Raw genomic sequence first — 21,038 nt, forward strand, 5'->3', positions numbered from 1 at the left:
ATGAAGAAAGAGAAAAGAAGTCGCCTATTGGCGGCTTTTTTTCGTTTGGGACGATATAAGTTTTTGTTCCCAAATAAAAAAATTCATATCTTTAAAACTATTTTCGACTCTCAGCTGTCTAACATGCGAAACAACATACAAAGTAAGCTTTATTAAAAATGCGGCAATAATCAAAATATACAGTCGCAACGGGGGTGGACAAACTGAGTAAGGAAAGTACAGCACTAACTGAACAGCAGTTCAGTGATCGTCTGGAGGCATGTAAAGAAAAGCTTTATCGCTTCGCGTTCTCTTATGTGAAAAATGAACAGGAAGCCTTGGAAATTATATCTGAGGCATCTTATAAAGGTTTTCTATCTTATGAAAAAGTGAAAAGTCCTGATTATTTTGAAACCTGGATGACCCGGATCGTCATCAACTGTTCTCTGGATCACATCAGACGAAAGAAGAAATACACGTATATGGAAGACAGTACAATACCGTTTGCAGCCGAGGAGAGTCCCATGGGGCTTGAAGAGCAATGGGATTTATACGAAGCACTTGATCATCTGCATCCCGAAGATAGGGCATTTATCGTTTTGAAATTTTTCCAAGATCAGCGATTCAAGGATATGGCGGAGGTACTGTCCCTGCCGGAAAGCACGGTGAAGACCAGGTTCTATAAGATCTTAAACAAACTCAAAAAACATCTGACCAAGGAAGAGGTTGATTTTACATGACAGGAAAAGAACGATATGCACAGATCAATATCCCATCCGGCCTTTCCGGAGTTATTCAGCAAGCCCGGCAGCGCGCACGAAACCAAAAGCGAAGAAAAATGATGATCTGGCGTAGTTCCTCCCTGGTTGCTGCCTGTGCTGCAGTGATGATAACAGCTAACGTTCCAGGTGTAGCCAAGGCATTATCCGATGTACCTGTTATAGGTTCTGTCGTCAAAATTTTGCAAGTTGGTGGTGGCGGGGAGCGCACAGATGGGGTTTCGGTTACAACGACCAAAGAATCGGATACACTAAACATTAATTTTCAGATCGATGGTGAACAGATCACCTCTGCTCCATCGTATACTGTGGATCACAAAGAAGGGCCGAATCGTCTGATCTTCACCTTCAATGGGGTACGTCATCTGGATTATGACAAGTTGGAGAAGGATATTAAAGCACTTAAGAATGTAAAAGATGTCTATCAAAATATCATTTTGGATGATTCCGCGATTGGCTTTGTGGTTGAACTTAAGGATGATGTCGATTATTCCGTGTCAGAGTATCAGCAGCCTGGATATATTCAATTGAAGCTTTCTTCCGACGGGAAGTCAACGCAGTCGCATAAACTTTTCTTCGTACGGAGCGAAGACATGGAGCAGGGTGAAGCATTGGCTATGTTGGCTGAACAGTATTCTGCCGATGGCAGCAGCGTAGTGCAGACCCAAAATGGGAAATTCACCGTCGTTATGGGTGCCTTTGAGAATCGTGCAGATGCAGAGAAACACCTGAAAGAATTTACTGACCGAGAAGAATACAGTGAACCACTGCATGTCGACAGCTGGATGAGTAATGAAAATCCTCAATAATGGAAGAAGCCTGCCCAGCGCAGGCTTTTTTTGTTGTAACTATGAGATGTGGAGATGTGTAATCTTACATCGTTGTCAGTATTGTGTAAGTTTGATCGATAGGAGCTGAAGTGGCCTTAATATACACTTAAAACAATTCAACGCACTACATTCACACCTTTAGGAGGCCAAACAATGAAAAGTGCATATGCGGATCTACTGAAAATATTAAGTAAAAACAAGCTATCTATTCGGTTGAGGAAATCATTCGGATGTACCGAGATACTTGGGCTGAAATAGATTTAACGCAAATTCGCAAAAATATCATAGAGATCCGCAAATTTCTACCACGTTCGACCAAACTAATGGCCGTTGTTAAAGCAAATGCATACGGGCATGGAGATATCGAGACGAGCAAAGAAGCAGTAGAGGCAGGCGCGGATTATTTAGCGTGTGCCTTCATTGAAGAAGCCATCCGCCTAAGGAATGCGGGCTTAAAACAACCGATTCTTATTTTGGCTCCGATTCGTCCTGAACTTGTACCTTTGGCTCTGGAACATAATTTGATGCTTACCGTTACACAAGCGTCTTGGTTTCATGAGATGAGAAAATACAAGGCTGTTCATACCCCGCATAGGTTATCTGTGCATGTGAAAATGGATACTGGACTTGGGAGAATCGGTATACGCACGAAAGAAGAGTGGATTGAAATGGTTCCTTGGCTCAGAGCAACAGATGTAGTAGTCGACGGTTTCTATACTCATTTCGCGACAGCAGGCGAGGCAGACAACCGTTATCTACAGCTTCAGATTCAACGCTTCCTGGAAATGAAAGAGTGGAGCAGTATGTCACGGATTCCAATCAATCATTATCACTGTGCGGGAAGTGTGGCAGCACTTCGATTCCCGGAATTGTGCATGGATATGGCTCGAATAGGAGCTGCAATCTATGGCTTTTATCCGGAAAAATTAGTACCTAACATCCAACTAAAGCCAGCATTCAGTTTACACAGTAGACTCTTGCAAACGAAAAGATTAAAAAAAGGCGAATATGTGGGCTACAACAATGCTTATCAAACAGACTCAGATCAATGGATCGGAACAGTGCCTATCGGCTATGCCGATGGATGGTCGCAGAGAATGCAAAATACGGAGGTGTTGGTGGAAGGGGTTCGTGCAGAAATTATAGGGAAAATCTCCATGGATCAATTGATGGTCAAGCTTCCCATGTATTTTCCGGAAGGATCAAAGGTGACCTTCATTGGCTATTCAGGTGAGCAGGAAATTCCGATTCAGGTACTGGCCAATCATATCGGTGGTGTCTCTCAAGAAATAACGAGTTCCATCACGGACAGAGTGTTACGAATTTATAAAGAAGGTGGGGAAGTTCATCATGAAATCACGTGAAGTCGTACAAAAACATATTGAAATCAGCGTAAGTAACGAAGAACGGTTTCAAGGACATTTAGTGTTAATAAATGATCAAAACCCAATCAGAAGGCAAGTACAAGTCCATCAACTAGAGTCACTGGATTCCTTGCCTTCAATAAAGAAGTTAAATAAGGAGATGCTTCTGGAGAAGCAGTGTTTCAATCAATTTCATGCTCTGCTTAAAGCTTGTGGGGGGACGGATGAAATTGTCGCCGTCAGCGCATATCGAACAAAAGAAGATCAAGTCCAGATCTATCAAGATTGTTTGATAGAACAGGGTTCGGAATATACTTCCAAATACGTTGCCTTGCCTGACCATAGTGAACACCAAACGGGGTTGGCTATCGATGTGGGTAAATTGAAATCGAATATCGATTTTATTGCTCCTTCCTTTCCGGACACGGGCATTTACAAGTCCTTCAGACAACATGCCATACAATTCGGTTTTATCCTTCGATATAAACAAGAAAAAGAATCGATCACTCGTATTGCTTATGAGCCCTGGCATTTTAGATATGTAGGATATCCCCATTCCAAAATCATGGAAGAAAACAAGCTATGTTTAGAGGAATACATCGATTTTGTACAGCAATATCGGTTCTCTGGAGAGCAGCTTACAATTAAAGAAAAGGACATGACAATCCAGATATATTATGTTTCCGCGGATAAAGGGACATCTAGCCATATCCCGATCTTGAGCTGTGATTCTTATCGCATATCAGGGACGAATCGTGAAGGATTCATTGTTACGAATTTCTCCAAAAATTAAGTTATAGCAATAAGGGTGATTTAGATTCATATCACATTTTAGGAGGCTTTTACGATGCAGAAGAAGTCGATTGCGGTATTGTTTGGCGGATGTTCAGGTGAGTATAACGTTTCTTTGAGCTCAGCCGCTTCAGTGATTGAAAATTTGGATACCGAAAAATACAATCTTGTGTTAATTGGAATTACACAGCAAGGCTCTTGGCTCCGATATAGTGGAACGGTTGAGGATATTCGCAATGATCGGTGGCATTTGCATCCGAGTTGTATCCCATCCTTTTTCTCGCCGAGCAGAGAAGTCAAAGGACTCATTGAGCTAGTTCATACGGAATATCATGTAACAACGATTGATGTTGTGTTTCCAGTGCTTCACGGCAAATACGGTGAGGATGGAACCTTGCAAGGATTATTGGAACTGTCGGGCATACCGTTTGTTGGATGTGGCATGTTATCCTCTGCTTTGTGTATGGACAAGGAACTGGCTCATAAACTGGTGCAGGCAGCAGGCATAGATACACCGCGTTCCCTTACAATACATAGGAGTGAACGGATGGAAGAAGTGCTATCAGAAGCAGAAGCACTGGATTTCCCACTCTTTGTTAAGCCGGCTAGATCAGGATCATCATTAGGCATATCGAAGGTGAACAATAGGCAAGAGTTGATTACTGGAATTGAACACGCCTTCATACACGACAGCAAAGTTGTCATTGAGCAAAATATTAACGGTTTTGAAGTGGGGTGTGCTGTATTGGGCAATTCTGATCCCGTGATCGGCATGATTGATGAGATTGAACTACAAGGGCACTTTTTTGACTTCTCAGAAAAGTACTCCTTGATCAATTCGAAGATTCACTTGCCAGCCCGCATTGATGAGGACACTGCAATGAAGGTTAAAGAGAGTGCCTTGACTATTTATAAAACGCTTGGGTGCAGAGGGTTTGCGCGAGTAGATATGTTCCTTTCCACTGACGGAAGAATGGTGTTCAATGAGGTCAACACGATACCTGGTTTCACGTCGAATTCCCGCTATCCTAACATGCTCCAAGCTAGCGGCATGACTTATGCAGATATTCTTAACCAGCTCATAGAGCTTGCCATTGATGAGAACTGAGAGCGGCCAAATGGAACATAAAACTGAAAAGAAATATTTGATTACCCATTGTGTAATAATACACAATGGGTAATAGTATTATCATGAAGGAATGAAGACTAAATCTACCCTAACAGAAGGGCGGGCATTATTTAGCGATGAATAAACCAAGTTTGCGTGATATCAAAAGAGAGGCAACCACCAAAGCGCTGGCCAGCGCAGCGTTTGAACTTGCGGTTGAGCGGGGATTGGATGGATTCATTATCGATGATCTCGTTCAAAGGGCTGGGTACTCCAGAAAAACGTTTGCCAACCATTTCTCTTGTAAAGAAGAAGCGATAGCCATGGCGGCAATACTTACAACAGACCATTACGATGACGAGCCATTCAATGAAATTACACAACAAAATATACTGCCGTTGGATGCTCTATATGTATTGATAAAGAGATCTCTAACCGCAGAGTATGTTTCCAAAATGCGTCAACTCGTATCGCTTTCCAAACAGTACCCGACGCTCGAACCGTATCTTCTCAGCGTACTTTCTCGTTTGCAAGCTACGGCTCAGGAAACACTAACCGATTTATCCCAGGGACGGTATCCCCAAGGATACTCCCATCTTCTTTCGGGGGCTGTATACGGGGCTGTCCTCGCGATATTCGACGGAAGTATCAACGTGCTGCTTCCAGGGCAAGGGACAACAAATTCTCCTGGGGAGATGACGTTGGATCAATATTTGGATGACATGTTCAACTACTTGCGAACCGGATTTTAGAAAACTCCTGAAAGGATGGGAACATGATGAAAGTTACAACTAAAATGATTGACAAAAAATTAAGAGTGAAAGGCAAACTGATTGATTTATTAATGAAATCTTCTCATGAAGAAAAGTGGCTTAACTCGATGAGGAAAATCAAAAAAAGATCGGATTTAACAGCGGGGAAAAATATCGACGGTTTACGGTGTAGTGAAGAATGGATACCACGTACAAGTGATGGCTCCAAGATACGTGTTCGAATTTATAAACCTCTACATGCCAAAGGTAATGCGCCAGGTGTCCTTTGGATACATGGAGGGGGATATGCCATGGGAAACCCGGAGCAATTCGGGGCAACCTACAAAAAATTAATTGATGCAGGGAACTGTGTAGTCGTTGCACCAGATTATCAATTATCGATTGATGCTCCCTATCCAGCAGCGTTAGATGATTGTTATGATACCCTTTTATGGATGAAAGGCCATGTGAAAGAACTTGGGATTAGAGAGGATCAACTCATGGTAGGCGGAGAAAGCGCTGGAGGTGGTCTAACCGCTGCACTTACTCTTTACGCCAGAGATAAGGGAGAAGTAAACATTGCATTTCAAATGCCGCTGTATCCCATGATCGATGATAGAATGATTACTGAATCCGCTAAGGACAATAATGCCCCCATTTGGAACTCTGATTATAATCAGTGGGCTTGGAAATTATATCTTGGCGAATTGGTAGGGAAGGATGTACCTCCCTATGCGGCTGCTGCCCGAGCTACCGACTACAGCAATCTTCCTCCGACAGTCACTTTTGTTGGTGATTTAGAACCGTTTCGAGACGAAACGATTCAATATGTAGAAAACTTAAGAAAAGCAGGTGTACCTGTTGATTTTGAACTCTACAAAGGCTGCTATCATGGCTTTGATATCATTCAACCCAATGCAGAAGTGAGTAAAAAGGCAGTTTCAGTTTTTATTCAATCATTTAAATATGCAGTGGATCATTATTTTGCTGAGCAGACAGCGAAATAATGATATTAAAAGGCGGACATTCCATAGCATAGGAATGTCCGCCTTTTATAAATGAATTCTTGAATTATTTATCTATTCAACTTAAACCGTTGCTGCAACGTGCTTTTCACGAGCAATCTTGGTTGCATCAACCATGTTGCGCAAGGAAGCGACGGTTTCTTCGAGTCCACGAGTTTTGAGACCGCAATCCGGATTAATCCAGAACAATTTAGGGTCCAGCACACGCAAGGCGCGTTCGATCATGCTTGTCATTTCATCCACACTTGGAACACGTGGGCTATGGATATCGTATACGCCAAGTCCAATACCCAGTTTATAAGTGTTCAACTCAAAGCTGTGAATCAGTTCACCGTGACTGCGGGATGTCTCGATCGAAATAACATCGGCATCCATCGCTTCGATGGAATCAATCATGTCATGGAATTCGCAATAGCACATATGTGTGTGAATTTGAGTTGTGTCTTGAACCGTGCAAGTGGAGATACGGAAAGCTTTGACAGCCCAAGCCAGATAATCGGCTTGCTCGTTTTCCTTCAACGGCAGTCCTTCGCGAACTGCAGGCTCGTCGACCTGGATCATGCCAATACCTGCCTGCTCCAGTGCTTCGACTTCTTGTCTCAGTGCATACGCCAATTGATATGCGATATGCTCGCGCGGAATGTCTTCCCGTACAAATGACCAGTTCATGATGGTGATCGGTCCAGTCAGCATACCTTTTACAGGACGTTGTGTCTGGGACTGTGCATATTTGGTTTCTTCAACGGTCATTTCTCCGGTAAATGCAACGTCTCCGAAAATAATTGGTGGTTTTACGCAACGGGAACCGTATGATTGAACCCATCCGAATTGTGTAAAGGCAAACCCTGCAAGTTTTTCGCCAAAGAACTCTACCATGTCGGTACGCTCAAACTCACCATGTACGAGAACATCGATCTCGATCTCTTCCTGAATTTTGATCCAGATATCAATTTGATCCCGGATGAAGGCAGCATACTGCTCATTGTTCAACTCACCCTTACGCCACAATTGACGTGCTTTACGCACTTCTGCGGATTGTGGGAAGCTGCCGATAGTCGTTGTCGGGAAAAGTGGCAGTTTCCATTTGTCCTGCTGCGCGATATGACGCTCGGCAAACGGACGGGAACGTTCCGGCTGTTGAACGCTGAGTGTTGCCACGGCTTCTTGAACAGCAACACGATTGCGCTCTTCGGATTGTTGGAGAGCCTGGATCGTACGATCGGAATTTTCAATTTCAGCGATGATATCAGCGTTTCTTGAAGACAATGCTTTTGTAAGAAGAACGATCTCGTCCAACTTTTCATCTGCAAATGCCAGAGCATTTTTCAGTTCGGATGTGAGTTTAGTTTCACGTGCTGTCGTTACCGGAACATGAAGCAAGCTGCATGAGGATTGCACGATTAAACGTTCAGGTGTTACGAGTTCAGCCAGTTCATCCAACAGCTTCAGTTTTCCTGGCAAAGAGGCTTTCCAGATCCCGCGGCCGTCAATAACCCCAGCACCCAAAACTTTATCCGCTGGGAAACCGGACGCTTGAATGGACTGAATGTTACCCGTAGCTCCATGTACAAAATCAAGTCCGATACCTTGAACCGGTAGGGCAACAATGTTGCTATAGTTCTCTACGGATTCAAAGTAGGTTTGCAGCATAATGTTCAGACCTGGTACAGCAGATGCAAACGTCTCATAAATTTTACTCAGCAGCTCTAGGTCAGCATCACTTGTTTTGGTAACGAGGATTGGCTCGTCAATCTGTACCCACTGAACTCCTTCATTTGCAAGCTCTTGAAGCACTTGTACATAGAGCGGAAGCAGGCGGTCCAGCCAAGCGTTCGTTTCGGATTTATCATATCCTTTGGACAGCTTCAGGAAGGTCAACGGTCCGACAAGAACCGGTTTTCCTTCAATACCGAGCTTCTCTTTAGCTTCGCGATAAGCAATAAGTGGTTTATTTTCCGTAAGGGCAGGGGAAGCACCGTCCAGTTCAGGCACGATATAGTGATAGTTCGTGTTAAACCATTTTGTCATTTCACTTGCTGCTGCATCTTTCGTTCCCCGTGCAATTCCGTAATAGACGGACAAAGGTACAGCGCCACCGTCATATGCAAACCGTTTTGGAACAATTCCGAACATAACGGCAGTATCCAGAATGTGATCATAGTAACTGAAATCATTGACAGGAATAAGATCGATACCTTTTTCTTGCTGCTTGCGCAGGTGATCTAACCGAATCTCCTGCAATTTTGCTTGAAAATCTGTTTCTTCGAGCTTACCTGACCAGAATGCCTCCAAGGCTTTCTTCCATTCCCGATCCGCACCAATTCGTGGATATCCCAATACACTGCTTTTTGCCATGACGTAAAACTCCTCTACAATATGTTACCAAAAAGTTATCACATATCCGGAGTTATAATGTAATTCCATTAAGTTATATCTAGCTATAGCCTATGGCTATACCAGAAAGAGGTTGAGAAAACCGCTGTCGATTCAGACTGGGTTAATCGATCGTTTTAGTATATAATGACGTTTGATTCAGAAAGGAGAGGTATCCATAATGCGCGGAATAGGGGCATTCACAGGTTCAAGGCATTTCCGATTGAATGAGGTTACTGAGGGTGTATTTGCTGCGATTGCAGTTCCCGGTACAGGTTCATTGGGCAATGCCACAATCGTTGACTTAGGCGATGAAACGCTAGTTGTGGACACATTCACGACGATACAGGCTGCAGAGGATTTGCAGGCAGCCGCTGAGTACCTCACGGGTAGAAAGGCTTCTTATGTAATCAACACGCATTGGCATAGTGACCACACATGTGGCAATCAAGTATTTGTCCCTGCAGCACAGATTATTTCCACATCGATTACTCGCGAAATTATGGATACTTTTGTTAGGAACAGGATAACGCAGCAGTTGGCAAAACCTGAAGCGATATATGATGCTATAGACGAACTCGATGAACAAATACAACGAGAAACAAACGAAAAGTTAAGACAGGAAATGCAATGGGATAATGCCAGTGACCGTGAATATATGAAGATGCTCCCCGATCTGGTATATTCATTACCGAACTTAACGTTTGATCAGCACATGACTATTCATGGCAGTAAGCGCAGTGTTGAACTTATTACTTTTGGCGGAGGTCATACCCAGAGCGATGCCCTGGTGTTTATTCCGAAAGACAGAATTGCGATAATGGGGGATCTGGTCTTATCTAAACATCATCCGGTTCTCATGTATGCTAATCCTCAGCAATGGCTGGATATTTTGAACAAAGTCGAACAGCTAGATATAGAAATCATCGTACCGGGGCATGGAGAAGTATGTTCATTGAACGCACTACATGAAGTCAAAGACTACATAACGGATCTATTGGAAATTGTGACCGATGCTGCTCAAAGAAACCAAAGCTTGGACGAAATTACTGTACCATCAGCCTATCAGGAATGGTTCTTCACTACGTATTTCAAGTCCAATTTGCAAAGCATGCATGAGTGGATCAAGAAAATTCGTAAAAGTTGAACCTGACTCGATCCGTTATTGTCCTCACATCATACTTATAGTTTTTAAGAAGTCGCCCTATAAGGCGACTTTTTGTTTTGATCCTTCTCAGCAGGTACTATTCAGGATCATGGTTGTTAAGAAGATAGACTCATAATAGAGACTCCTTAACAAATGTTGGGGAGCTTTTTTTTCGTTTTTTCAATCGTTTTTTATCTCGATTAGAAGGGACAGCTATACTTGATGCATAATAATGATAACTAGATCATTGTTGAACTGGAAAATGTGGAAAGGGTGATTTGATGGGGGTACCTACTTTTCTTGAAACAGGTCATATGACTGAAGGTTTTCCAATCAAGGTAATTCATACCGAGGAACAGTTTAATTTTGCCGCACACTGGCATGAAGAGGTTGAATTGGTTGTAGTCAATGGGAAAAGCGCGAGAATTGGCATCAATAACCATGTATTTGACCTTGAACGCGGAGATGTGCTGCTTATTAAACCGGGAGACATTCACTGTTTCTTGCCAGGTACAGATCATTTAACTATTATCCTGTTTCGGCTGGAGTTATTAACGGGAAGCTTCACAACCGAAAAAGAAACCCATGACCTGGGGGAGCTTTTCAACAAAACGACGGTCATCCCGTCCAACCTTTGTAATGAGAAAAATCTTGGGAAATATATAGATGCTTTAGCGAATGAAGAGAAAGATCAACAGGTGGGGTATCGCTGGTTAATGGTTGCCAGATTATATGATCTCATCGTTCATATGCTGCGCACAAAGGCACCGATTACAGATGAATTAACTTCAGGATGCCTTTGTACGCCTTCCAAAAAGTTTGAATTTCTTGAATCGGTCTGTGAATACCTGGAGGAGCACTACGCTGAACCCGTCAAACTGGATCAAGTCGCAGAGCACATTAAATTCAGCAAGTTTCACGTATGTAAATTGTTTAAAGAGATCAAAGGAATCACACTGATGGAATACCTGAATCATTTTCGAATAATCAAATCGGAATGGGCGTTATTGTTTCGCGACGAATCTATTCTGGATATTGCCATTGGTCATGGGTTCAACAATGTGAACTCATACAACCGTCTGTTCAAAAAATATAATGATTGTACCCCGTCCGAATTTCGCAAGAAGCATCGTACAAATATCACAACATATGAAGGATGATTCACAATATTTGGGGAGAAAGCCTTCTCCAAAATCCATATACTCTAATAAATTGTAAGCGTTTCCTTTTTTGAAGGAGGGGGCCCATGAAGAAGTTTAAGCTTAAATATATCTCCATGATTGCACTCGTAAGCGCAGTGTTAATGGTGTCCGGCTGCCAACCAAGTGGAGCCAACCAGTCCAAGCAGGAGGAAATCACCGTCTGGAGTTTTACGGATGAAGCAGGTTATGCTATTGAAAAATTCGAGGAGAAATATCCTAACATTAAGGTGAATTTTGTCAATATTCCAGGCAATTTCTACATCACCAAGCTTAAGTCTGCACTACAGACAACGTCTAAGGCTCCGGATGTGTTTATGATCGAGAATGCAAATATAAGAGAGCTAATTGATGTGCCTTATCTGGAGAATTTATCGGCAGCACCGTATAACGCCAATGAATTAATTCCAGAGCAATATGCTTTTGTGCAGGCTAATGAGAAGGATAGCGAAGGAAATATTAAAGCGATCGGTTATCAGGGAACGCCTGGAGGTATTTATTATCGGAGAGATCTTGCCAAAGAATATTTGGGTACGGACGATCCAGAGAAGGTAGCGCCGCAAATTGATACATGGGAGAAGATATTCGAGATTGGAGAGAGAGTTGAGCAGGAGAGTGGAAATAAAGTTCATGCCCTTGCCAACTGGAATGCGATATCCAATTCATATGATGGTATCCCTTGGGTTAAGGATGGGAAGTTAGTCATCGATCCCACTTATATGAGGGTGCTTGACCTTGTTCGTGAAGCCCGTCAGCGGCATGTGCTTGCAGAGTTGGATGATGGTAGTGCCGGATATGCGGCTTCGATGCAAAAAGGCCAAGTGATGTTCTATCCGGGAGCAACCTGGGCGCTGCAATACACTTTTAAGGCGAACGCTCCGGATACCGAAGGATTGTGGGGTCTCGCACCGGGGCCATCCGCTTTTAGTGCCGGTGGAACTTATATTGCGATGTACAGCAAAAGTGACAAAAAGGATCTGGCCTGGAAGTTTATTGAGTTTTATAACTTTGATCATGATTTTCTGTCTGGGCTGGCGAAGGAACAGGACTATTTCACAAGCAACATGGTCGTGAATGATCAGCTTGCGGGATCTGTATCTTCATCGTATTTGGGAGGGCAGAAGCATTTTGAGTTTTTCTCGGAAGCAGCCAAGCAGGTTCCTGTATATGAGCGAACCAAATATGATTCAACCATTAACAATGACATCTTCAAAAATGTTCTCCAGTTGTATCTCAATAATGACATTCAGACCAAAGAAGAAGCCGTAAAACGAATCAAGCGTGATGTCAAATTGAGATTTCCGGAGCTGGAAGTGGATTAGCTTAGAAGTAAGCGAATGCCTTTTAATCATCCGATGACTGGGGGTACAAATCATGTTTGCCAAGTCCATCCGCAAAGACCATTACGGATACTATTTCATTGCTCCGTTTTTCATTCTTTTCGCCATTTTTGGGCTATACCCCATTCTGTATTCTCTCTATATCAGCTTCACCAACTTTGATGGGATTACCACGCCGGACTTCGTCGGACTCGGTAACTATATTGCTGTTCTGCAAGATCCTTTGTTCTACAAGACATTATTTAATACTCTTTTTATCTGGGGTGTCTCTGTGGTCCCACAACTTACTGTTTCGCTTGTACTCGCCTTTATCCTCAACGACAAGTTACTTAAGGGAAGAGACTTTTTCAGAGCGGTTTATTTCTTTCCCAACATCGTTACCGCTGCATCATTGGGTCTGCTTGTGAGTCTGATCTTTGATTGGCAATCCGGCGGTTTAAATCATTTTCTGGTTCAAGTTGGACTTATCGATGATCCAATTAACTGGAAAAATGATCCTTGGTTTATGCGACTGATTGTTTCATCCATTCTGTTCTTTCAATACTTTGGTTACTCCATGGTCATCTATCTGGCAGGGCTGCAGGGTATTGATCCGGCACTGCAGGAAGCCGCTCAAATGGATGGGGCGAAAAAGAAACATATTTTCATTCATATCATCGTTCCAATGCTCCGTCCAATCATTCTATTTCAGATGATCACGTCCATTATTGGGGGTATTCAGATTTTCGATCAGCCGTTTACATTGACGAATGGAACGGGTGGTCCGGATCGTGCAGCCATGACGAGTATTATGTATCTGTATAATGTGGCATTCCAAAGTACACGTTTTGGTTATGGGGCGGCCATTGCATTCTGTCTGTTCATCATCATTATCCTGCTATCGGTCGTATCCTTCATGATGACGAAGCGCAAGAGCCGTGCATAGGGAGGGGGAAATGAAATGCCAACCGTCAAACCAGTCGAACAACAAAAAGTTACTCTACAGCAGTACGACACTGTGAGGCGTCTGACACTGGGCAAAGTCATTATTTATCTGTGTTTGATTAGCCTTGCCGTGCTCTGTATCATTCCATTTTATCTCATGCTCATCTATTCCACACATAATAATGCGACGATTGCATCGACATTTACGTTTCTGCCAGGCCCCTTCTTGCTGGATAATTATACGAACATGGCTTCCAAAATCAATATCTGGCGCGGGTTTGCCAACAGCTTTTTCATTGCCGGAACGTCTACGGTGCTATCTTTGTATATCGGTTCACTAACGGCTTATGGCTTCGCCAAGTTCAAGTTCAAAGGTCGCAACTGGCTATTCCTGTTCTTGCTTGCCACCATGATGGTGCCTGGGCAGCTCGCGCTGATCGGGATGTATCGTCTGTTCAGTACGTTAGGTTTGCTGGACAGCTATGCAGCGATCATTTTGCCGGCAGCGGCGAATGCATTTAATGTGTTTTTTATCAAACAATTTATGGAGAGCAGCATTCCAGACGAGATTATTGAATCTGCACGTGTAGATGGTGCAGGGGAGTTCCGCACGTTCAATCAGATTGTCTTGCCCATTCTGGGACCGGCCATATCGGCCCTTGGCATATTCACCTTTATCGGTTCGTGGAATAATTTTCTCACGCCGCTGGTCCTGTTTTTCTCCCTGGATAAATACCCGCTTCCGGTACTCGTTGCGCTGGTACAAGGATATTATGGAATGGATTACGGACTGTTGTATTTGGGTGTTGCGATCTCGATCTTGCCTATTATCATTGTCTTTGCGATATTCTCCAGACAAATTATAGGCAGCGTTGCATTAGGTGCGGTTAAGGGATAGCACGTGTACGGAAATAGTCGCCTTTTTGGCGGCTTTTTTTGTTGTTTTACATGATATTTCTATGTCGCTGGGCACTTAAATCACGGACATCGATGCCTGAAAATTGGTGGATTACCTTTTTGAAAGCCCTTTCCTAAATCTATGATATACTACGATATGACTGAATACTATGTACACCAAGATAGTCCCCTTATAGTTTGCCTTCACTTTACTTGCAAAGGAGATGTCATGATGTTTAATGTTCTTGTTGTTGACGATGAGTGCGTGCAAAGAGAAGGCATTAAGGATTTGATCTCTCACTACGGCTTTCCCTTTCAAGTATTGGAAGCCGAGAACGGAAAGAGCGCAGAGCGAATTCTGGTAGAGAACGCGATTGATATCCTCATCACCGACGTCAAAATGCCTCTTATGGACGGACTAGAGCTTAGCAAACAAGCCAGGAAAACGCAGCAGAATATAAAGATTGTGATCTGCAGCGGTTATGATGAATTTGAATATGCCCGCAGTGCCATTCGACTGGGTGTGGTTAATTATTTGCTCAAGCCACTGGTTAGGGAAGAGTTTGTACAGGTGATGGAGGATATCACGCAGATCCGTGCTTATGGCGGAGGTCCCGAACCGGAATCCGTGGAATCGAAGGTCATTCGACAGGTGAAGGATTATGTGAAGGATAACCATCAGAGAGATATTTCATTATCCGAGGCAGCCCACGATGTTTATCTATCGCCAGGGTATTTGAGCATTTTGTTTAAAAAAGAGACCGGGGAGAACTTCTCGAAATATTTGACCGATTATCGTTTGCGGCGTGCAAGCCATCTGCTGGCTCATTCGAATATGAAAATCAATGATATTGCAGGGGCCGTTGGCATCGACAATCATTCTTATTTTGCCAAGCTGTTCAGAAACAGGTTTGGCGTCAGTCCGTTACAGTTCAGAGAGTGCGGGGTGCTTCATGATCGGATGGATCAAGAGCAAATTCAATGATATCAGGTTCCGAAACAAGCTGCTGTTATCCCATTTGGTGATTGCACTCATTCCGATCCTTCTGCTTGGACTGCTCTCCTTCATACAGTCTTACCGTATTCAAATGAAGGAGTTGCGGAGCGAAGCTGAAGCGAGTCTGGAGCAGGTGGCTAACATTATGGACTATAAGATTAATCGCTACAATACGCTAAGTGAGTTCATGGTGCTTAATCGGGACTTATCGCAAATATTTACGAAAGACTACGAAGATAATTATTATAATATGTACCTGGATTTCCGGGACATTCTGGAGCCATTGATCTCGAACATCCGGCTGATGGATGATGATATTGAAGGCATTACCTTTTATACATCCGGGGAGTTATTGGGAATCCGCAATAATATTTTGCCAATTGGGGATCTCAAGAGTAAGGCTTGGTATGACGGATTTCGAGGCAGGCGCTGGATTGTGGATGGGGAGAAGCTTTATCTCGTTCAGGAACTGATCAGCAATCCGAAAGACAGCAATTTTATGGTGATCTCCATTCAGCATGATAGCATCTTTGCAGATCTGGACAATCTGTCGGAACATGTAGCTGTTCATATTGAGGACGCGAAGCAGCATGTGATATTTCAGGAAAACCACAAGCGTGTTGCTGTGCCCGCAGGTTCGAAAGTTGGGGAGTCTGGCGATCTAAGTCTTAGCCGCTCACTCGCCAACAACGGCTGGACCATTCACTATAATCTGCTGAATACCAATGCGTACGCCAATGCAATGAGTATTTTTCAAATTACGCTGTTTGTCATCATCCTCAGCCTGGTCATTACCTTCCTGCTCATTTATGTCATCTCTAATAACTTTACGCAAAGAATTATCCATATCAAGAACAAGGTGGACAAGGTAGAGCGGAACAATCTGGATGTGATTATCCGGAGTTCATCCAGGGATGAATTTGGTGAGCTGACTAACGGTATCGGTAAAATGCTGACAAGGATCAACAGCCTGATCTCTCAGGTGTATCACGCCGAAATTGCCAAGAAGGAAAGTGAATATAACAAGTTGATTAGTCAGATCAACCCTCACTTCCTGTACAATACCCTTTCATTTATACGCTGGAGGGCCGAGAAAAAGGCGGATATAGAAACGAGTTATATGGTATCTGCATTAGCCCGTTTCTATAGAACAACACTAAACCAGGGGAAGAATATGGCCACCATTGAGGCTGAGGTGCAGCATATTAAAGCGTATCTGGATTTGCAGCTCATCATGAACGATGGCCGATTTGATGTGGATTACCATATCAATGACGAGGTATTACATACCGAGGTGATTCATTTTATTTTACAGCCAATTGTGGAAAATGCCATCAAGCATGGTTTTGTGGAGGCAGATGCGATAGATTATCGCATTCACATTACAGTTAACCGGGTGGGAGAAGGGATTAAACTAACCGTTTGTGATAACGGTGTTGGCATGACGCCTATGCAGACGGCAGGGTTGTTAACAGGAGAGAACGGCGGATGTGGTGTTCGGAACGTTAATGACCGAATCAAGCTGTATTATGGTCGGGATTACGGGCTCGTTATTCATAGTGAGCCAGGCAGCGGAACGGAAGTGTCAATCGTCCTTCCTGCCACATAATTGCGTGTAGTTACATTAAAAACATAGCGTTAGTACGGAAGCGGTTGCTGTTGCGACCGCTTATTTGTTACTGTTATAAACTTTTAATACAGAGAAATAAAGTAAATTGGAGGTCATAAAAAAAGTGTTACATATCCGAAAAATGTGGCATATACGCCAATTGTGAAAACGCATACAATTTGGTTATCAAAAGCAAATCAGATAAAGGGGATGACAGAATGAAGAAGCGCAGTAAGATGGCTACGCTGCTGATCGGAAGCATGATGATAGCTGTAATCAGTGGCTGTACCGGGGGCAATAACGAGAGTGCACAACCGCAAATTTCACAACAGGACTATGAACCTTATGGTAAATATGAGACACCCGTGGAATTTACGATTGGCCGAAATACCAATCATGTGAACAATCTGCCTGCCGGCGATACCATTGAAAACAATTTGGCTACACGCTATGTAGAAGACCGGGTGAACGTCAAAGCCAAGGTGGCTTGGGAAACAGATGATATGGATCAGAAGCTGTCACTCTCGATGACGACAGGTGACCTCCCGGATGTAATGCTTGTCAGCCGTGAAATATTTAATCAACTGGTGGATAACGATCTCATTGCCGACATGACAGAGGTTTATGAGAAGACAGCATCCGAGGGTGTTAAAAATATTTATGGTTCCTACGGAGATTTGCTGCTGAATCAGGTAAAGGTGGATGGTAAAATCATGGGTCTGCCCATGACGAATATCGGAAACCAGCACCAATTGCTGTGGGTCCGGAAGGATTGGGTGGATAAAGTAGGCGCGAAGCTCCCGGAATCCGTCGAGGATGTATGGAATCTTGCGAGAACGTTTGTGGAGAAGGACGTTTCGGGAACAGGCAAGACGGTAGGTATGGTCATGGATTCCAATGCGATGAACTTTACGCCGATCTTTGCTGCGCACGGTGCCTTTCCGATGAACTGGATTCAGAAGAACGATCAGGTTGAATATGGATCTGTTCAACCCGAAGTGAAGCAAGCGCTGACAGAGCTGAGCGCCATGTATAAAGAAGGTTTGATTGATAAACAGTTTGCTGTCCGGTCGAGTGAAGAGAAGGAAGCTCTCGTCATCAACGGACAGGCCGGAATGGTGTTTAATCCATGGTGGATCGGCTACACCAACTACAAGGATTCCATTAAACAAGATCCTGAAGCAGTCTGGGTTGCCGTATCTGCACCAGTGGATGAAAATGGCAAGTTCAAGACGATCCGGCAAGATCCGGTGGGCGGTGGTATCGTCGTTGTGAAGAAGGATTTTGCTCATCCTGAAGCGATTATGAAATCAGTCAATTTAACAACGGATTTCCTGTACTCCTTAACGGAGGACGCAATCAATTACAAGAAAGAGCATGCTGACGAGTTGCTCACCGATGCAAGCCGCTGGAACAATGATCCTACCCAGATTCCGATGCAAGTGGATTATGACGATGTGCTAAAGCGGTATTACGATGATCTGATCAAGGCGGATGAGGCCGGAGATGCTTCCGCTGTTCAGGAAGATCGAATGGTTTCTTTCAAGGCCTATCAGGAATTCAAAGAGAAAGGTAATGCGATCGATGCAAACACCTATGGTGAATATCTCTCCCGGATCGAGGGACAGCGTGAGGCGAATAACCCGAATTTGGAAGTGATTCCCGCAGGCTTCTACGGAACAACCGAGACGATGAAGCTGAAGTGGGCGAATCTGCAGAAGCTCGAAGAGGAAACCATGCTCAAGATCATTATGGGGGAAGCCCCTGTAGATGAATTCGATAAGTTTGTCGACACTTGGAAACGTACGGGTGGTGACGAGATTACAGAAGAAGTCAACGAGATGAGCAACAGATAAGGATCGCGTGAGCTTAGGTGCGGAAGCCTGATGGTGGACTTCCGCACGGGCTTTCGTCGATAAAGCCTGTCCAATTAGGCACATGATGGAGGTGGAAAGGACAATGCCGCTAATGGAAACAACCGTTAATCAAGAGCGGGAAGTGCGTTACCGGAGCAAAAAAAAACGTAAAACCTTTGACGAAATGACCTATCATTTTATGCTGCTGCCTGGCATGATCATGCTGTTCATTTTCTCAATTGTACCGATGTTCGGGGTCGTGATGGCATTCCAAAAGTTCATTCCCGCCAAAGGAATATTCGGGTCAAAGTGGGCAGGGCTTTCCAATTTCACATATATGTTTCAACTGCCGGACGCGAAGCAGATTTTCATTAATACATTGGTTATCGCGGTTGGAAAGATTGCTCTAGGGTTGATTGTACCCATCGTATTCGCTTTGCTGTTAAATGAGGTGCGTCTGAAAGTATTCAAGAGTACAATTCAAACCATCGTCTATTTGCCGCATTTTATGTCCTGGGTGGTTCTGGGCACCATGCTGACCATGATCTTTTCTTTCGATGGCATGGTGAATAACTTCCTTGAGTTTCTCGGACTGGAGCGGATTATGTTTCTGGCGAGTAATGACTGGTTTAGGCCGCTGCTCATTGTGACGGATACGTGGAAGGAATTTGGCTACGGGACGATTGTCTATCTGGCTGCATTAACGGCAATCAACCCTGCATTGTACGAATCTGCCGCAATGGACGGCGCAAGTCGCTGGAAACAGACGCTGAATATCACGCTGCCGGGTATGTTCCCAACGATTATCCTGCTGGGTACGCTGAGTCTTGGTAATGTACTGAATGCGGGTTTTGATCAGGTGTTTAACCTGTATAATCCGCTGGTATATGAAACGGGCGATATTATCGATACTTTTGTATACCGTATGGGTCTGATCAACATGCAATATTCATTTGCAACAGCGATTGGACTGATGAAATCGGTGATCAGCTTTGTTCTGATCGTGATTTCCTACAGACTGGCTTCGAGGTATGCGGGGTACAGAATTTTCTAGGAGGGTTAGCATGATTCAATCCAAATCGCTCGGCTCCAGGCTATCCCGCCTGTTGATTATGTTTGCGTTAATTCTGATTACGTTCATGTCCTTGGCGCCGATTGTCAATACCATTATGGTGTCCGTCAGCAGCAGTACAGCTGTTAATGCAGGTCGGGTCTATTTTTTTCCAGTGGAGCTGAATTTCTCATCGTATGGCCAGATTCTGAATGATACGAAGTTTTGGAAGGCTTTTTTCATCTCGGTCGAGCGGGTGGTGCTGGGGGGAGCAATCAACATGTTTTTGACCATTCTCATGGCCTATCCGTTGTCACGAAGCGTCACACAATTCAGATCGAGAAACACATATATGTGGATTATTGTGTTTACAATGCTTTTCAGCGGCGGAATCGTTCCATGGTATATGGTCATCAGCAAGCTGGGGTTAATTAACAGCATTTGGGCGCTGGTTCTGCCGGGGGCAGTTCCTGTCTTTAATGTGATTCTCCTCATGAACTTCTTCAAGGGAATTCCAAAGGAATTAGAGGAGGCCGCATTCATTGACGGTGCCAGTCCGCTTAAAATTCTGCTCAAAATCTTCATCCCCATTTCCATGCCGAGTCTGGCAACGATCATGCTGTTTGTTATTGTTGGGCACTGGAACAATTTCTTTGACGGCATCATTCTGATTAACGACAGCTCCAAAATCCCGCTCCAGACCTATCTGCAGCAGCTCAGCCTCACACGGGATCAGATGCAGAATCTTTCGGTCGAACAGCTGCAGCAGTTCAATAAAATCTCCAATACAACGTTGAATTCTGCCAAAATTCTGGTATCCATGATTCCCATTCTGATGATATATCCTTTTCTGCAACGTTATCTGATCCACGGAATCGTACTTGGAGCCGTAAAAGAATAGTTCTGGTTATCAGCATCATCTGCAGTTCTGCCTGAGAAATATGGAAGGGGGTGAAGGAACACCGTCAGGGACAGGCGTGAACAGAGCTGGAGCAAGGGATTGACACTGCTTTACG

The 21,038-nt window shown here is 43.9% G+C and carries 18 protein-coding genes; 17 read left to right on the top strand and 1 reads right to left on the bottom strand.

Translation table 11 applies throughout. From position 1 onward, the window contains the following. Positions 1–194 precede the first annotated feature (194 nt). The 7 genes from BLV50_RS04900 (at position 195) to BLV50_RS04930 (ending at position 6,611) form a co-directional block, all read left to right on the top strand. Positions 195–719 carry a sigma-70 family RNA polymerase sigma factor gene (locus tag BLV50_RS04900; RefSeq protein WP_090806217.1) on the top strand — a complete coding sequence of 175 codons (525 nt, stop codon included), beginning with the start codon at positions 195–197 and terminating at the stop codon, positions 717–719. Further along, positions 716–1,567 (top strand): hypothetical protein, encoded by an 852-nt coding sequence (locus tag BLV50_RS04905; RefSeq protein ID WP_090806219.1) that lies wholly within the window; start codon positions 716–718, stop codon positions 1,565–1,567. Before BLV50_RS04900 ends, BLV50_RS04905 begins: the two co-directional genes overlap by 4 nt. Positions 1,568–1,818: 251 nt before the next feature. Continuing rightward, positions 1,819–2,952, top strand: coding sequence for an alanine racemase (gene alr / locus BLV50_RS04910; RefSeq protein ID WP_090806221.1), 1,134 nt, complete (start codon positions 1,819–1,821; stop codon positions 2,950–2,952). Beyond that, the gene (locus BLV50_RS04915; RefSeq protein WP_090806223.1) at positions 2,939–3,745 is read left to right on the top strand and encodes a D-alanyl-D-alanine carboxypeptidase family protein; all 807 of its coding nucleotides are present in this window, start codon (positions 2,939–2,941) and stop codon (positions 3,743–3,745) included. Before alr ends, BLV50_RS04915 begins: the two co-directional genes overlap by 14 nt. A gap of 54 nt (positions 3,746–3,799) precedes the next feature. Beyond that, complete coding sequence (gene vanG / locus BLV50_RS04920) at positions 3,800–4,852, top strand: D-alanine--D-serine ligase VanG (RefSeq protein WP_090806225.1); 1,053 nt, start codon at positions 3,800–3,802, stop codon at positions 4,850–4,852. 137 nt (positions 4,853–4,989) lie between these two features. Continuing rightward, a complete protein-coding gene (locus tag BLV50_RS04925; protein WP_090806227.1) occupies positions 4,990–5,604 on the top strand; it encodes a TetR/AcrR family transcriptional regulator in 615 nt (204 codons plus the stop codon). Positions 5,605–5,630: 26 nt separating this feature from the next. Beyond that, positions 5,631–6,611, top strand: coding sequence for an alpha/beta hydrolase (locus BLV50_RS04930; RefSeq protein ID WP_090806229.1), 981 nt, complete (start codon positions 5,631–5,633; stop codon positions 6,609–6,611). 81 nt (positions 6,612–6,692) lie between these two features. Here the strand turns inward: BLV50_RS04930 and metE are convergent, their stop codons facing one another. Beyond that, positions 6,693–8,984: a 5-methyltetrahydropteroyltriglutamate--homocysteine S-methyltransferase gene (metE, locus tag BLV50_RS04935; protein WP_090806231.1), complete on the bottom strand. Its 2,292-nt coding sequence runs from the start codon at positions 8,982–8,984 to the stop codon at positions 6,693–6,695. 199 nt (positions 8,985–9,183) lie between these two features. Here metE and BLV50_RS04940 point away from each other — a divergent pair, with 199 nt between their 5' ends. The 10 genes from BLV50_RS04940 to BLV50_RS04985 all read left to right on the top strand — a co-directional run bounded on the left by BLV50_RS04940 (position 9,184) and on the right by BLV50_RS04985 (position 20,923). Continuing rightward, positions 9,184–10,149 carry an MBL fold metallo-hydrolase gene (locus tag BLV50_RS04940; protein WP_072732801.1) on the top strand — a complete coding sequence of 322 codons (966 nt, stop codon included), beginning with the start codon at positions 9,184–9,186 and terminating at the stop codon, positions 10,147–10,149. Between the two features lie 281 nt (positions 10,150–10,430). After that, positions 10,431–11,309 carry an AraC family transcriptional regulator gene (locus tag BLV50_RS04945; RefSeq protein WP_090806233.1) on the top strand — a complete coding sequence of 293 codons (879 nt, stop codon included), beginning with the start codon at positions 10,431–10,433 and terminating at the stop codon, positions 11,307–11,309. An 86-nt stretch (positions 11,310–11,395) separates the two neighbouring features. Further along, positions 11,396–12,670 carry an ABC transporter substrate-binding protein gene (locus BLV50_RS04950; protein ID WP_256337851.1) on the top strand — a complete coding sequence of 425 codons (1,275 nt, stop codon included), beginning with the start codon at positions 11,396–11,398 and terminating at the stop codon, positions 12,668–12,670. Positions 12,671–12,722: 52 nt separating this feature from the next. Next, positions 12,723–13,613, top strand: coding sequence for a carbohydrate ABC transporter permease (locus BLV50_RS04955; RefSeq protein ID WP_090806235.1), 891 nt, complete (start codon positions 12,723–12,725; stop codon positions 13,611–13,613). Positions 13,614–13,628: 15 nt separating this feature from the next. After that, positions 13,629–14,510 (top strand): carbohydrate ABC transporter permease, encoded by an 882-nt coding sequence (locus tag BLV50_RS04960; RefSeq protein ID WP_064638483.1) that lies wholly within the window; start codon positions 13,629–13,631, stop codon positions 14,508–14,510. 231 nt (positions 14,511–14,741) lie between these two features. Next, positions 14,742–15,494 carry a response regulator transcription factor gene (locus BLV50_RS04965; protein WP_063565076.1) on the top strand — a complete coding sequence of 251 codons (753 nt, stop codon included), beginning with the start codon at positions 14,742–14,744 and terminating at the stop codon, positions 15,492–15,494. Next, positions 15,463–17,115 (top strand): sensor histidine kinase, encoded by a 1,653-nt coding sequence (locus BLV50_RS04970; RefSeq protein WP_090806237.1) that lies wholly within the window; start codon positions 15,463–15,465, stop codon positions 17,113–17,115. Before BLV50_RS04965 ends, BLV50_RS04970 begins: the two co-directional genes overlap by 32 nt. A 218-nt stretch (positions 17,116–17,333) precedes the next feature. Next, positions 17,334–18,971, top strand: coding sequence for an extracellular solute-binding protein (locus tag BLV50_RS04975; protein WP_090806239.1), 1,638 nt, complete (start codon positions 17,334–17,336; stop codon positions 18,969–18,971). A 184-nt stretch (positions 18,972–19,155) separates the two neighbouring features. Then, positions 19,156–20,025, top strand: a complete 870-nt coding sequence (locus BLV50_RS04980; protein WP_063565231.1) for an ABC transporter permease — start codon at positions 19,156–19,158, stop codon at positions 20,023–20,025. 10 nt (positions 20,026–20,035) lie between these two features. Further along, complete coding sequence (locus tag BLV50_RS04985; protein WP_063565073.1) at positions 20,036–20,923, top strand: carbohydrate ABC transporter permease; 888 nt, start codon at positions 20,036–20,038, stop codon at positions 20,921–20,923. Positions 20,924–21,038 lie beyond the last annotated feature (115 nt).

Origin of the sequence: Paenibacillus sp. 276b, assembly GCF_900107875.1 — a bacterium.
Classification (GTDB): domain Bacteria; phylum Bacillota; class Bacilli; order Paenibacillales; family Paenibacillaceae; genus Paenibacillus; species Paenibacillus marchantiae.